The sequence below is a fragment of the Microcoleus sp. Pol7_A1 genome, assembly GCF_036701085.1.
Lineage (GTDB): Bacteria > Cyanobacteriota > Cyanobacteriia > Cyanobacteriales > Microcoleaceae > Microcoleus > Microcoleus asticus.
This window is the reverse complement of record NZ_JAUBQD010000002.1, coordinates 198,640-212,564: the sequence shown is the minus strand read 5'-3', so window position 1 is coordinate 212,564 and position 13,925 is coordinate 198,640. Positions and strand designations below refer to the sequence as shown.

Here is a 13,925-nt window from a genome sequence, read left to right as displayed (position 1 = left end):
CAATTAAATTCTTGACACCCGACTAATTATTATGGCCAAATCTCGACTTTCTGGAACACCTTCTAAAGAGGAAGTAGTGGAGAGAACAGCTAAGAAAAAACCCTCAACTGTAACAGGCACTAATTTGACTCCTACTACGAAGCCATCAGTCAAAAAAACAACTAAGCTTTCTTCTCCCCTACCCAAAACAACACAAATAGAAGAAGTAGAAGCGAACTACATTACAGATAATGGAACTTCTACACCTTCTGATACCCCAACAAATCCAACTCTAGAAACCCATCTCAATAATGAAATCACAGCATCTCTAACTCCGACCTCTTCCCCATCGACTGTTAAAATTGCCTGTGATTTAAGAGAATTCAACGATTACATACAGACACTCAAAAGCATCATTCCTAGCAATACCAGTCATCCTATTTTGTGCAATATCTTGATTGAGGCTGATGCCGAAAATCAACAACTGCACCTCACTGGGTACAATTTGGAATTTGGAATGCAAGTAAATTTTGATGCCAATGTCAATCAACCCGGAAAACTCACCCTCCCCGCACCTATACTCGCTGATATTCTGGGGAAATTTCCGAACGGCCGCCTTACCTTAAAGAGTTCCTTTGAAATTATCAAAGGAAGTGATATTCCCTCTGTCAGTGCGACTTTAAGTTCATCAAATAGCAAGCACGTTATTCGCGGGTTAGCTGCGGATGAATTTCCGACTATCCCTAGTGTTAAACAAAAACTTGTAACACTTCCTGCTAGTGTATTAATCGCTGTCCTCAAAGCTAGCTTATTTGCTGTTACTTCTGAGGAAACCAAACGCATTTTGATGGGAGCTAACTTTCAACTGAGTCATGACGCAGACAGAAGACTTAACCAACTAAGAGTGTGGACGACTGACGGGCATCGGGTAGCTATGATTGTCGGATTGAGTGAAAGCAGCAATTCTCAGTTTTTAAACTTTCAAACAGTAAATTTTACTGTTCCCGCTAAGGTACTCCGGGTATTGGAGCGTTCTGTAAATGCCAGTGACAAAGTTACGATTTATTATGACGGTTCGGCAGAACAACCTAGCAAATTTGTGGCGTTTGAGTGGAATAATTTGCGACTAACAGCACAGTTACTTGAAGGAAATTACCCGAAATGCGACCAGATTATTGCTCCTTATCGGTCTGAACTTAGTCATCAAATCGTAGTTGAAAGACTCAGCTTTTTAAAAGCTTTAGAGAGGTTGGCTACTCATAGTGACAAGTCTCATATCACGGCAATTTTTGACTTTGATTTAGAGGCGCAACAGGTGCGAGCTTCACTCAACAATACTCTTAGTTCTGGTACTGAGACAGTTGATGCCAAACTCTGGGGTTGTGACTTTCGGCTCAAGTGCGATATCCGCTATTTGATTGATACAATTAAAGCTGTTTCTAGTTCAGATTTGCGGTTCCTGATGGCAACTCCTACGGCTCCTCTACTGATTGTACCTTTTGGCACGCCAGCTTCGGGTACAGAGGCGTTAGAGTGCGAATACGTTGTGGCTCCGCAAGAATAATCGTGCATATGGGGAGTGGCATCTAAATTGGATGCCCTCTCTACAAATTACTCTATGAACGGCGATCGCATCTATCAAGTTGATATGTACACCGGGGCAGAAGTCAGGCATTCCCGATTGCGATCGCTGTCATACGATTCCGTCAACGATCACCCATTGATAATCACTCTCACGAGCGCGGTGGAACAGGCTGCTGTGAGTAATCAATTGCCAAGTCTAAGGCTGCTTCTTGATAAAGTTGTCCCAAAACCTCAGATAAATTCACAACAGGTTCTTGCTCTAATGGCTGCAAAGGAAACAAGAATTGGGGAATCGATTCACGCACATTAAACGGGTAGAGTTCAGCTTCGGGACGGAGATTAGTCCGACTGACCAGAATGCGGTAGTCTGAGCGAATCGAAACATCCATTGGTATAAAGTTTCCCATTCTTAGCAGATCGATTTCAACTAAGTGAGTAGCCCTGTTCAACACTTTTTGTCGCTTGGTGAGGTACTTTTCTCGACCTTCACCCACTCGTTTATTCTTAGGAGAGAGAACTTCTACCACCGTTACCACCTTTCCAGTCTTGACCTCCCGAATCTCCAGATAGCGTTCGGTAATTTCTTCAGTCAGAGGCAATGTTACTCGAATTGGCTTGGTTATTACCCCAGTTGTTACCGCAGAAGCTCGCTCAGCTTAAGGGTTTTGTTGGAAAACTGACGCATCGGGAATACCGACCAGTAGAGCATAATCGTAAACCCGTTTTTCTACAGCCGCTCGATACTTTGGTATGAGTAAGGGATTGAGCGAGGGTGCTAGTTCGACAATCAGCCAAGAGTGAACCTCTGACCACGAAGAAGGATTTTCAAGATAAGGATTCATGCCTGGAAAATTCGGTGCCATAATCGCAAGATAACGAAGTGGAAAAGGGATGATAGAAAGAGGTACGTTCCATCTCTAATACAATCTATTTGGCAAAAATGCGGAGCATCACACTCCCATCCTCTCTCGGTTCTAAGGGGGATCGTGGCATCAAGTTACGTATGCTTTATTTCAATACCAAATTCTCTAAAAAAACCATATATCCAGCACGTCTAAATGATGAATCGTACAACGGATTTAGACTTGCTATATATCCCCCTTATTCTTCCCCACTCCCCACTCGTTCCCCTCCCCTATCGGGGAATAGTTACCAGAAGTATTCTAACGACTCAAAATGTACCAACCACTGCACCTCAAATACCGACCCAAAAGCCTCCAAGAATTAGTGGGTCAAGACACCATCAAAACAACCTTGACCAATGCCATCACCTCCGACAAAATTGCTCAAGCTTACCTGTTTACTGGCCCCAGAGGAACAGGCAAAACCTCAACCGCTCGCATCCTTGCTAAATCACTCAATTGTTTGAATAACAAAAAGCCAACCGCCACTCCTTGCGGGGAATGTTCAAGCTGCAAAACCATTGACTCCTGTTCAAGCTTAGACGTAACTGAAATCGATGCTGCCTCTCACAATGGCGTGGATGATGCCAGAGAATTAATACAACACAGCAACTTTGCCCCAGCGATGAGCCGTTACCGCATTTGGATTTTAGACGAGTGTCACCAACTCAGTACCAGCGCTCAAAATGCTCTCCTCAAATGCCTTGAAGAACCTCCGGCTCATGTGGTGTTTATTCTCTGTACGACTGAAGCACATAAAGTCCTGCCGACAATTATCTCCCGCTGCCAAACTTTTAACTTCCGAGCCTTGTCAGTTGATGCTATTGTCGGACAATTGCACAAAATTAGCTCTGCTGAATCTATTGCGATCGCAAGTGAGGCCATGCGGGCGATCGCTCGCACCTGTGACGGGGGGTTAAGAGATGCCCTGCAATTACTTTCTCAGCTTTCACTGCTAAACTCAGAGATTACCCTAACTCAAGTTGCAGAAGTATCTGGCAGTATCAGCGAGCAAGAGTCGATCGCCCTTCTCAAAGCCATTCATTCTGGCGATACCCTAAGCGTACTGCAATCTTCGAGAACGCTCATTGACAGCGGCAAAACCCCTAAACTTATTCTCAGCAGCTTGCTAGCAGCAATGAGAGATTTGCTCATTGTCAAATCAACGCGCCACTGCCAGAATTTAATTGCAGGGCCAGTAGGCTACTCACAACTGCGATCGATCGCTCTTCATCTGGATTTTGAAACAATTGATGCGGCTTGTGCACAATTGCAGAAATCAGAATTTCAATTGAGAACTAGCACCAATGCTGCTACCTGGTTAGAAGTCTGCCTGCTGAACTTGATGCTGTCAAGCAAACCCGCTGCCCCCGAAACGCGGTTGCCGGCAACTTCCCAATCTAATCAGCCTGACAAATTTGATAAAACCCCTCAAAAAATAGAGGCAGATTCTCCTGACTTTGAAACAACTTGGGCGCAAGTAGTAGCAGCAGCGAAACCAGGCAATCGTAGCCTATTAAACCGCGCTCAAATTGCCGAACTTTCGGCTGATTCATGTGTGTTAGCAGTAGAAAGAAAGTACGCGAACAAGTTTCAGAGTCACCTTGAATCCGTGCAGCGGATTGTTACTAAAGCTTTAGGCCGCTCGGTTACTGTCACTGTCAAACAACAGGAGGAGTTAGCAGCATGATTAGCATCCTAATTGGGAATGACACCTACGCAATTGAACGAGAAGTTGAAAAGTTTAAGACTCAAACTCATCCTCTCTGGCGAGATTTCAACATCCATCGGTTTGATGCTTCTTCCCTGGATATAGCTATTTCTGCGGCTGCTTCAGTTCCTTTTGGTGTCGGAAGTAAACTTATCGTAGTTGAGAATTGTGATTTCAAGCAATTTGGGGAGACGGGGCTAGAACTACTGCAAATCTTGCCCCATTTACCTACCACAACGCACTTAGTTTTCACTGCTGCTGTTATCGACAAACGGCTCAAGGTAGTCAAGCATTTATTGCTGTTTGGTAAACTTAAGGAGTTTACTCTCATTCCTCCTTGGCGTACTGATTTAATTGAAAATGCGATCGCTGCTACTGCTAAACAGATGAATCTCTCAATTGCCAGAGATGCTGTCAGTTATCTAGCGGTAGCGATTGGTAACGATTCTGCTAGAAGAGTTAGTGAACTGGAGAAATTAGCCATTTATGCTGCGGGCGATCGCATTACCAAAGAAGCTGCTAAAATCCTCGTTCCAGCTACCACAGCCAACTGTTTTCAACTGGCAGAAGCTCTTTTAAAAGGTCAAGCAGTGGCGGCAATTAAGGTGCTTGATGAATTGCTATCTCGGGCAGAGTTTTCTTTAGCAATTATTGCTACTCTTCAAACTCAGTTTAAAACTTGGCTGTGGGTAAAAGCTACTCTGGATTCCGGCGGCAAACTTTCTGATAGTGAAATTGCTAGTATGTGCGGAATTAGTAACCCCAAACGGCTGTATTTCCTTAAGCAGGAGGTTAAGGAAGTATCTGCGAACTTCTTAAGTCGATCGCTATCCATTTTGTTTGATTTAGAAATTGCCCTCAAAACCGGAGAAAAGTCTGATTCAATGTTGCCTGCTTTGCTCAGAATCACTCAACTCACTAAATAACAGAAAAGGCTGCCGAATTAAATTGGCAGCCTTTTACAGCGTATCCCAGATTTCTGGAGTGCAGTAGGGACACGGCATTGCCGTGTCCCTACGTGGATTTATCAATCCGGGATGTACTTCATAAACGTGGAATCTGCTGTATTAATCCTGTTTTTTTTGTTTTGGGGTAGCGATCGCCACTCTAACATTCTTCTTTTCCTTCTGCTATATTTTTAGGGACTCAATCCCAAACTTAACCTCACTTCTTGCGGGACTTCTTTGCAAAACTTTAATGCTTGACGTGCTGTATCCTTATCAGCAGAAGCCCCTGGATAACGATAAGCAACCGCAAAAGCAGTTAACGCTAAAAGTTTCTGGCGAGAAATATCATAATTAGGTTCAACAGGTAAAAGTAAATCCAATAAAAATGTCAAATTATGAGTTTTACTAAAACTAATTCCCGCAAAGCCGTAGTAAAATCCCCTTCAGCTTTATCAACCCATTCAACTGTTAGCGGATTCATAAATCAGCTTTCCTTTTTCTATAATTTCTCGCAAAAAAAATCATTCCAGGCTAGGCGTTGCTCAATCTCTACAGGAGTTCGCACTAACAAATCTATGGCAAACTTTGGTTGAACTTTATTTAAAATTTCCCAAGTTTTGCGAAAATTGCTCCCTTTGTATGGCAAAATCACTAGCAGATATACATCCGAGTCATTTTGAGGGTTTCCATAAGCATAGGAGCCAAATAAAATAATTTTTTCTGGCTGAAATTCATTGACAATAGCCTGACTTAATTGCATGATGTTCTCCCTTTCTATCATACTCAATCAATGCTCCTTTATTGATTTTTTTGTAATTAAGACCAGTCTCAAATAGGAATAAATTGCATTTAGTTTAATCAATTAAATTTATTCTAGCATAATTGTAAAGTCTGTCAAGATCGTCTTAAGTCTAAAAGGTTGTAACTCCTACCAAAAGCAGTCCGACTCCCAGTTGGTTTTTTTATTAATTTCCTCTCTCGTTCTTTTTCCTACCTATCGGTAGTAAGAGAGAAAAGATTCATTCTTAGAGTGACCAATGCCTCCCAATTATATCAACCTTCTTTCCCAACTAATAGCCAGACATGATTTTCACCAAAATAACTTCCCAGAAGCAAGCCACTTGCAGCCAACTGCAACAGCCGATTTGTGTGAGTTTTTAGGCGAAGAGGTTATTTATCAGACAATCGCGACTGCTACAACTCCTAAGCTCTACAAAATTCCTCAAGACTTGCCACCTTCAATAATTTCTGCTTTGCACAGCCAAGGCATTGAACAGCTTTATTCGCACCAAATTAAAACACTCAAAGCCGTGCGCCAGGGCAAAGATGTCATCCTCAGCACAGCAACAGCTTCTGGCAAATCTTTAAGTGCGTACTTGCCTATTTTAGAGGGCATTCTCCAACATCAATTTACTGCACTCTCTATTTATGGCTTGAAAGCTTTAACAGCCGACCAAAGTCAAAAACTTGCCGATTTGCTCCAACTGATTCCTGAGCCTGCCCGCCCGCGTCTTGCCCTTCTAACTGGGGATACTCCTCCCAAAACCAGAGAACAATTATTAGCTGCAAACCCTAGCATAATCAGCGCAACACCAGAGTTAATTCACTATGCGCTGAAAGGCGTTCACTGGAGTCAGCCTTGGCAGCATTTTTTAAGTCGCCTCCGCTATATTGTCCTAGATGAAGCTCACACTTTTAACGGAGTTTACGGAGCTAACATGGCTAGCTTAATTCGCCGCTTAAAATTGGCAGTAGACGAGCGCGGGGGTTGTTCTCAAAAACTGCAATTCCTGATGTTGAGTGCTACCGTTGGCAATCCCGTAAAATTAGCCAAGTTACTATCTGGTAGAAGTCGAAAGCGAAATATCAATAAACCCGAGCGGTTAGTTTGGATTAACTCTAGCGGAGCTGCTGTCCCAGAACGGCAATTAATTGTTACTAAACCGACTCATGATGCTAATTCAGATGTTGCTCGCATCATTATGTTTTTGTTGCAGCAAGGGAAAAGCGGAATTTGCTTCGGTAACGGCAGACAAGCAATTAAGAACTTGTGGGCAACTTTTAAGCAAGAAGCTGTAACTCAAACTAACTCGGGAATTGAGTCGCAAGTAGCAATTTTCTACGGCAGTTTAACAAGCGAGCGCCGCATGGAAATTATTAACTCTTTGCAGTCAGGAACAGTTAAGTGTATCCTCAGCACTAGCGCTCTCGAAGCAGGAATTGATTTGCCTCAACTTGATTTTGCTATTATTAGGGGATGGCCGGGAAGCTTGCAAGCTTTTAGGCAGAGGGCTGGCCGGGCTGGTCGCACAAACTCCGGTTTAATTGTTTTCATTCCCATTGCACAATCACCTTTGGATAACTATTTTGCCGATCGCCCTGAATTGTTAGTGTCAGCCGAATCTGAATTGGTGAGCTTTAATGCCAATTATCCCATAGATATTGCCAAACATTTGATGTGCGCGGCTGTCGAAACAGGCATTCCTGTCAGTAAGCTCAAGCACTACTTTGGCAAGAGCGCTCCTCAAATTGCAACGGCTTTAATTGAGCAAGGTGTTCTTCACAAAAGTCGGGATAAATTATGGGCTAAGGGCTTTCCCCATAAAGATGTAAACTTTCGAGGGGGAACGGGTGCTAGCACGATACAACTGGTGGATGCGGAGACTCAAGAAGAGATTGAACTCCTCAGTGCGGAGATTGCTTATCGAGAGGTATTTCCTGGTGCTATTTACCGCACGCAAAACTCAGACGGCTGTTTGGTGACTTATACTTCGCGCTCGCTCTTGAATGGCAAAGCTATTTTGCAAAACACCCCTGAAACTCGACTGTTTACTGTAGCGATTAGCCACACTGATACCAGTCTCAAGCAGAATTTGAGTTTGCCTCAACAAATCCCGTTGGTCATTCCAGAAGTTGAAGGAAATGTTCAAACCAATTCAACGGATAGTAAGGCAATTCCAGCTCAAGCTATTCTGGAACTGGTTTGGGGAGAAATTAGCCAACTCGTCACTGGTTATCAATTATTAACTCGCAATTACGAGTTAACTTGTCTCAATAGAAAGTGCGTCAATTACAGAGAGCATTTACCAAAATGTACTGCCTGTCCTGTTTGTGGCAAGAGAACTCGCTCTGCTGAGCTAACATCGGTTCTTAATGAGGTAAACTTTGAGCAACCTTACGAAATCAAATTTGCGACTCCTGTACTGCAAATTAGTTTTAATTCCCCGGTTGAATGTTATCTGCAACAGGTAGTAACAGCTACTCGCCAGGAATTGCTTCAATCTCAACAGCAGATGGAGCCCGGATATCAGCAATTGTGGGAGTACCCCGCGAATTTGTTGGCTATTCACAGTTTCGGCCATCAAATTTTAGCAGCTTTACCTCTGACTATTTTGGCTTCCGCTAATGATGTGAATTTTGTGGTAGAGAAGAGAGGTGCAAATGACTATGCAGGACTCTTTTACGATTTAGCAGAAGGAGGTTCGGGAACCTCGGAAGCTATTTTTCGTTCTCTCCCTCAATTAGCTCATGCGGCTGCTGAGTTAGCCCGCAGTTGTTCTTGCAGTTCTGGCTGTCCTAAATGTTTGATTCAGTCGGGATGCCCTGATGGTAACAAAGCTTTACTCAAGCAGGTGGGGCTGCTGCTGTGCGAAGCATTTTCTACTCCTCAAATATCAAAATAATTGGTGGAATAGACGGCTGAGAAAGGGGAATGGGGAGAGAGAAATAGGGAAGAGGGGAGTGGGGAATAGAGTGTAGCTTTTTTGTTTGAAAAAAGCTACACTGTATTCCCAATTTTTTTTACTGTTTTTATTAAACAAGACGCTGCTTGCATCAACATAGAATTGTGCGAACCGCTACTGCGGTTTTTAGGGGTGCATTTTTCAGACTTGCACTCATGAAAAACAAGCTTGTCTTGCCAATCATTGACTCCAAAACTAGAGAGTCAATGCTGTTACATTTCAGAAATCAACCCTATAAACCAAAGAAAAAACAAGCTTTAATCCCCAACCTCAAACGAGATTTAAAGCCGGGCTGGCTTTTAACAATTCTCGCACAAATAGACCGATGTTTGTGGGGAAGGTGGGATTATTGGGCTTTGTGTCAAGCTGTCCCTAGTCATGCCTGGATGCGGTGGAAGATGGAGCCAATGCTAGCCATTCTGGAAAACAGAAAACCCGAAAATTTACCCAAATTTGTAATTGAGGAAACTTTGCCAGCAGAACCGATTCCCCAAATTGAATGGCAGCATTCTTCTGCCGCAGAAGCCATGTTAGATAATAGCCTCAATTGCATTCCCCAACACGGAGAATGGAAAACTTGGTCAGCTTGGGACTATTTGGAGTTTTTCTTGGACTGGGTTTTGTTCGCATTCGGACATCCAGCTTATAAAATGTTACCCAAAGAACCCGCCGGCTGTGAAGGTGCATCAATGCGCCTTTATCAGATGTTTGACCTGTCAATTCTCATGCTGTATCCTGAAGATTATATGGGCAGACTGCTACCCCAAATCTGCGGAAAGACTGCTCAAAAAAGTTCAGGATTTTATCCGACACCCTTAGCTTTGTGCCAGTTGATATCTAAGTTGGTCAGTGGTGATAAGACAGAGCGAATTTCCAGCTTCAATGAACCTGCGTGCGGTACGGGTGCTTTAATGTTAACACAGTCGAATTACTGTCTGAGCGGTATCGGTCAAGATATAGACCCTACTCTGTTAAAATGCGCTTTGTTTCAGTTTTATCTGTTTTCACCTTGGCTGGCTGTTCCGATTTGGTGGTTGGGTCAAACTGATTTGCTCCTTGGCAATAGTTTAAGTAGCGATCGACCCCAATCAACGAACGCCACTTATTGGTATAATGAGTGGTTTGAGCCTGTCGAGTCTCAGGCTAAAAATGATACTGATTGTCCTGTCGAACATGAAATAAGTTCAGGAGAAAGCTCAGAAGTTATTGACTTGAATGATCAGACATTAATTCACTCAAATCCATTAGTTCAAGAAGTTGTTAAGGGCAAACACCGACCCAGAAAGATGACGACATCGCCTCACCAATTTACGCTGTTTAATTTAGACGAGTTCTAGCTCAATACCTACCTATCGAACGATTGTTGTGGTGCAGGTGAAGAGTTGAGTAAATCGCATTTAAGGTTTTTTTCACTGTTAGCAACCAAGCTACCGATATTGCTGGCAAGCTATCACGCATGAGTTCGTAATTCGGAAAGCAACAAGCCGAAGAAAGCGCCGTCAGACACTCAGTTGCGAGCGCGACTACACAACCAATTTAGGGTGCATAAACGTCAGAACCACTAATTTATCAATGTCTATGCACCCTAAATGACTCGCTTGCTTTAGGGTGCATAAACGCCAGAACCACTAATTTATCAATGTCTATGCACCCTAAACATCGGTAATTTAGGGTGCATGGATGCCAAAACCATTAATCTATCAATCGCTATGCACCCTAAACACCGGTAATTTAGGGTGCATGGATGCCAAAACCATTAATCTATCAATCGCTATGCACCCTAAACGCCGATAATTTAGGGTGCATGGATGCCAGAACCAGTAATCTATCAATGTCTATGCACCCTAAACGCCGATAATTTAGGGTGCATGGATGCCAGAACCAGTAATCTATCAATCGCTATGCACCCTAAACGCCGATAATTTAGGGTGCATAAACGTCAGAATTACTAATCTATCAATCGCTATGCACCCTAAAAACTTAAGGCTTGAGCTTGCCCAGATAGAACGAATGATGCGTGCCGCCCTTACGAAATCTCAAGTAGGCATAGGGGCCGCATCCTTTGATTGTCTTGGATTCGATGTATCCCGTACTACCGCGCGCACCAGTAGCAGCCATTTTTTCTTCCCGTTTTTCTTCCCAGTCTGAGTCGGCTTCCAACTCCGACAACCTTTTCTCTTCAGCGTCAATTAGCACGTCAATTGCATCGAGAAGGTACTTGAGCTCTTCCAGCTTAAGTTGATAGCAATCCTGCAACACGCTGTGCAGCGTTGCAATTTTCACGGAACAACTGCGCTTTTTGGGCATAACCAGTCAAATTTATGGGGCAAAAGCGATAGCATACTCTGCAAATATCGAGTCATTGCACCCTAAACTGATAGAGCACAAGCGGGCTAAAGTTTCCACTCACACCTCGTGTCTTGTACAATTTCTAGTATAGGCTTACCGCTTGTTAAAACTGTAGCACAGATATAAGGTCGAGCATGGGACGGAAACAGAGATCGCCTTCAGGCATTGTTTTTCGGGCACGAGTTGCGCGACAGACGCCGGAAAAACTTGAAAAGCTTGCAGCTTCGATGGGTCACTTGTACGGAGGCAAGGGAAAACCCGGTGCCCTACTAGATATGCTGGCATCTGGAGATTTGGTTCTCGTACCAAAAACCGCAACAGATGTCATCAAATCTGTGGCACAGTTTTTGGAAGAAACCGAGCAGCCTGCCGTCAAATTGGATGGTAAGCGGGGGGACGGTACTCAAACAATTCCTGCCGGGTCACAGCAAATCTAGACCGGTCTGTTCCTGATGTTGGTAAAACAAACGATGCTTGAGTGCGAATTGCTTGAATGTCCTCAGAACTCCGTTCAAAAGACAGCACAAACTGAGTCCTTTGATAGCGCAAGTCAGCAATTGTTACCTCCCCGGGCTTCCCTTTACAGATGGTGAGTGCTTGGGAAACAGCTAATCGTCTCTAATCTCACACAAGATTGGATTAAAACTGTGCGTTTTTTTCCACCTCCTTGTAAGCGGGTATTACTTATTTAGTTGAAATACCTTGCTTGAATAACACTTCAGTTAGTGGCAAAAATGCTTTTTTAAATTAAAAAAAACATAAATTTTGGCTTGCTTTCAACTAGGAAATTGGTAATTTTTTTTCCATGATTCTACAATAAAAGGCGAGGCAGTGTCAGGCGATCGCCTGACAGGAGTATTTTTGCTTAAAGACTATCCAATCGAACGCGAGGTATGAATATTCTCAACATTGCTTCATGCTCTGTGACAGTTGAGGGTGCAGGATGTGGGCTATAAATTTTTAATCCTATTCCGCACTCCCGGACTTTTTCTGTGGCGATCGCCGCTATTGCTCAGCCTTTTATAATCTGAGCAATGTACCTCCTTACTCTATCCGACCTCAATCAAACTATTCATACTAGCCCAGTACAAGAGCCACCTCTTGTTCCTTCCTATCTGCAAGAACGCTTGCAACTGCTTGTCAAGCAAATTTTAATGGGATTACCTGTGGAGCCAATTCTCAACAGTCACCCCCAGTTCCAGCAGTGGGTTTTCCAGCTCCAAGAACTAGCGCCATCACTGTTTTTACCGCAGCGAAAACTGTTTGTTGACATTCCAATTCAAACAAAACTAGACCGAACAAAAAGGGGAGTGACAGAAGAAAGTTCTTCCCCTTCTCCTCCATTTAAAGTGATACAAGTCCGTGCAAATGTGGGTCTAGTCAAAGGGACGCCCAAACTATTTGAGTGGGCGATTCGCCATCCTGTACTGACTTGGCAAGACCGAGTTAAGTTGTGGGTAGCTGCCGAATTCTTCGAGATCGAGCCTCACAAGCTACAACTGATTATTTTGGCACTGCACCCGACTCAACCTGCAGAAAAAGTTCTGTTTGCCTGGGACAGCAAGCAACACCGACACACTCAAAATTGGCTTTTGACTACCATTGAACGAGAGAGAAAACAAACAGTTATCAAGCTCAATGGTCATCTAACACCTCAACCGAAGGAAGTAGCAACAGCTATCAATTTGGATGAAATCAATTTGGATGAAATCAACGAAGTGTCGATCTAATATGTTCACATTTTGTTGTCATCTTCCTATCGAGAGATATCCACCTATTCCCGACGCAATCGCCCATTAATACTTTTCTTCTTTCCATAGGAGGATGACACTCTTTAATATGAGAAAAAACAATAGATATGGATAAAATGTAGTAGGAATGTTAACCGTGACTGCAATTACCGCCACCCAACCAAAAACAAGCCAACTAAAAACCATCCTGATAGTTGAAGATGACCCGATGATGCAGCTCGGTCTACAGCATATCCTCAATAACCAACCCCATTTAACAGTTGTCGCACAAGCTGTTAACGGCAACGAAGCCGTCAGTGCTGCACTGCAACACCAACCAGACATCGCCCTGATGGACATTGACTTGCCCGGAATCGACGGTATTGCAGCCGCGCAGCAAATCAGAGCCGCACTGCCGCATACTCGCATCCTGATGCTCACCCACCACAGCAATCCAACTCAGGTAATGGCGGCTTTGTCAAGCGGCGCTCACGGCTACTGCGTTAAAGGCACTAACGCAGAACAACTTCTAGCAGCGATTACGACTGTGCAAGAAGGTGGCAGTTACCTAGACCCTAAGATTGCCGACTGCGTGCTGCAAAATCTCAAAACGCCACTGCCCGAAAGCTATGCGAATGACGACATCAAGCTGACAGAACGGGAAATGCAGGTTTTGCAGCAGCTAGTTGAGGGTAAAAGCAATAAACAAATCGCCGCTCAACTAGGAATGAGCGTCCACACCGCCAAAGGTCATGTAGAGATGATTATAGCTAAATTTGAAGCGAGCGATCGCACCCAGGCAGCCGTTAAAGCACTGCGTTTGGGCCTGGTTTAGTCGTTAGAGTTAAGAAAGTGACATTTTCCTACACCTGTAACCGGGTTGCTCAACGGTTCAAAGATTAATGTTGTAGTTGCCATTGTTCCCAAAACTCCTAGGGTTTCTGCATATTTTAGAGTGACGGCAGTCCAACTGAAGGAAA

Annotated in this window: 11 protein-coding genes and 1 pseudogene; 8 read left to right on the top strand and 4 right to left on the bottom strand. The window is 43.8% G+C overall.

Annotation, left to right across the window (positions count from 1 at the left end; translation table 11 throughout):
- Positions 1 to 31: 31 nt before the first annotated feature.
- Positions 32 to 1,543, top strand: coding sequence for a DNA polymerase III subunit beta (gene dnaN, locus QUA20_RS02475; protein ID WP_333185102.1), 1,512 nt, complete (start codon positions 32 to 34; stop codon positions 1,541 to 1,543).
- Positions 1,544 to 1,712: 169 nt separating this feature from the next.
- On the opposite strand, the pseudogene QUA20_RS02470 reads toward dnaN, so the two are convergent.
- Positions 1,713 to 2,426 (bottom strand): annotated as a pseudogene (locus tag QUA20_RS02470) (DUF4058 family protein).
- 313 nt (positions 2,427 to 2,739) lie between these two features.
- On the opposite strand from QUA20_RS02470, the gene dnaX reads away from it, so the two are divergent.
- A complete protein-coding gene (gene dnaX, locus QUA20_RS02465; RefSeq protein WP_333185100.1) occupies positions 2,740 to 4,155 on the top strand; it encodes a DNA polymerase III subunit gamma/tau in 1,416 nt (471 codons plus the stop codon).
- Positions 4,152 to 5,102: a DNA polymerase III subunit delta gene (gene holA / locus QUA20_RS02460; protein WP_194060984.1), complete on the top strand. Its 951-nt coding sequence runs from the start codon at positions 4,152 to 4,154 to the stop codon at positions 5,100 to 5,102. Before dnaX ends, holA begins: the two co-directional genes overlap by 4 nt.
- 212 nt (positions 5,103 to 5,314) lie before the next feature.
- Here holA and QUA20_RS02455 read toward each other — a convergent pair whose 3' ends face one another.
- Positions 5,315 to 5,515 (bottom strand): hypothetical protein, encoded by a 201-nt coding sequence (locus tag QUA20_RS02455; RefSeq protein WP_228057005.1) that lies wholly within the window; start codon positions 5,513 to 5,515, stop codon positions 5,315 to 5,317.
- A gap of 107 nt (positions 5,516 to 5,622) precedes the next feature.
- Positions 5,623 to 5,883 (bottom strand): nucleotidyltransferase domain-containing protein, encoded by a 261-nt coding sequence (locus tag QUA20_RS02450; protein WP_333185096.1) that lies wholly within the window; start codon positions 5,881 to 5,883, stop codon positions 5,623 to 5,625.
- A gap of 277 nt (positions 5,884 to 6,160) precedes the next feature.
- Here QUA20_RS02450 and QUA20_RS02445 point away from each other — a divergent pair, with 277 nt between their 5' ends.
- Together QUA20_RS02445 and QUA20_RS02440 are read left to right on the top strand one after the other, a co-directional pair.
- Complete coding sequence (locus QUA20_RS02445) at positions 6,161 to 8,806, top strand: DEAD/DEAH box helicase (protein WP_333185094.1); 2,646 nt, start codon at positions 6,161 to 6,163, stop codon at positions 8,804 to 8,806.
- A 215-nt stretch (positions 8,807 to 9,021) separates the two neighbouring features.
- Positions 9,022 to 10,203 (top strand): hypothetical protein, encoded by a 1,182-nt coding sequence (locus tag QUA20_RS02440; RefSeq protein WP_333185092.1) that lies wholly within the window; start codon positions 9,022 to 9,024, stop codon positions 10,201 to 10,203.
- Positions 10,204 to 10,846: 643 nt separating this feature from the next.
- On the opposite strand, the gene QUA20_RS02435 is transcribed toward QUA20_RS02440, so the two are convergent.
- Positions 10,847 to 11,173, bottom strand: coding sequence for a hypothetical protein (locus QUA20_RS02435; RefSeq protein WP_333185090.1), 327 nt, complete (start codon positions 11,171 to 11,173; stop codon positions 10,847 to 10,849).
- A 176-nt stretch (positions 11,174 to 11,349) separates the two neighbouring features.
- On the opposite strand from QUA20_RS02435, the gene QUA20_RS02430 reads away from it, so the two are divergent.
- The 3 genes from QUA20_RS02430 to QUA20_RS02420 all read left to right on the top strand — a co-directional run bounded on the left by QUA20_RS02430 (position 11,350) and on the right by QUA20_RS02420 (position 13,780).
- Positions 11,350 to 11,652: a hypothetical protein gene (locus QUA20_RS02430; RefSeq protein WP_333185088.1), complete on the top strand. Its 303-nt coding sequence runs from the start codon at positions 11,350 to 11,352 to the stop codon at positions 11,650 to 11,652.
- Positions 11,653 to 12,249: 597 nt separating this feature from the next.
- Positions 12,250 to 12,945 (top strand): hypothetical protein, encoded by a 696-nt coding sequence (locus QUA20_RS02425; protein WP_333185086.1) that lies wholly within the window; start codon positions 12,250 to 12,252, stop codon positions 12,943 to 12,945.
- 148 nt (positions 12,946 to 13,093) lie between these two features.
- Positions 13,094 to 13,780: a response regulator gene (locus tag QUA20_RS02420; protein ID WP_445304634.1), complete on the top strand. Its 687-nt coding sequence runs from the start codon at positions 13,094 to 13,096 to the stop codon at positions 13,778 to 13,780.
- Positions 13,781 to 13,925 lie beyond the last annotated feature (145 nt).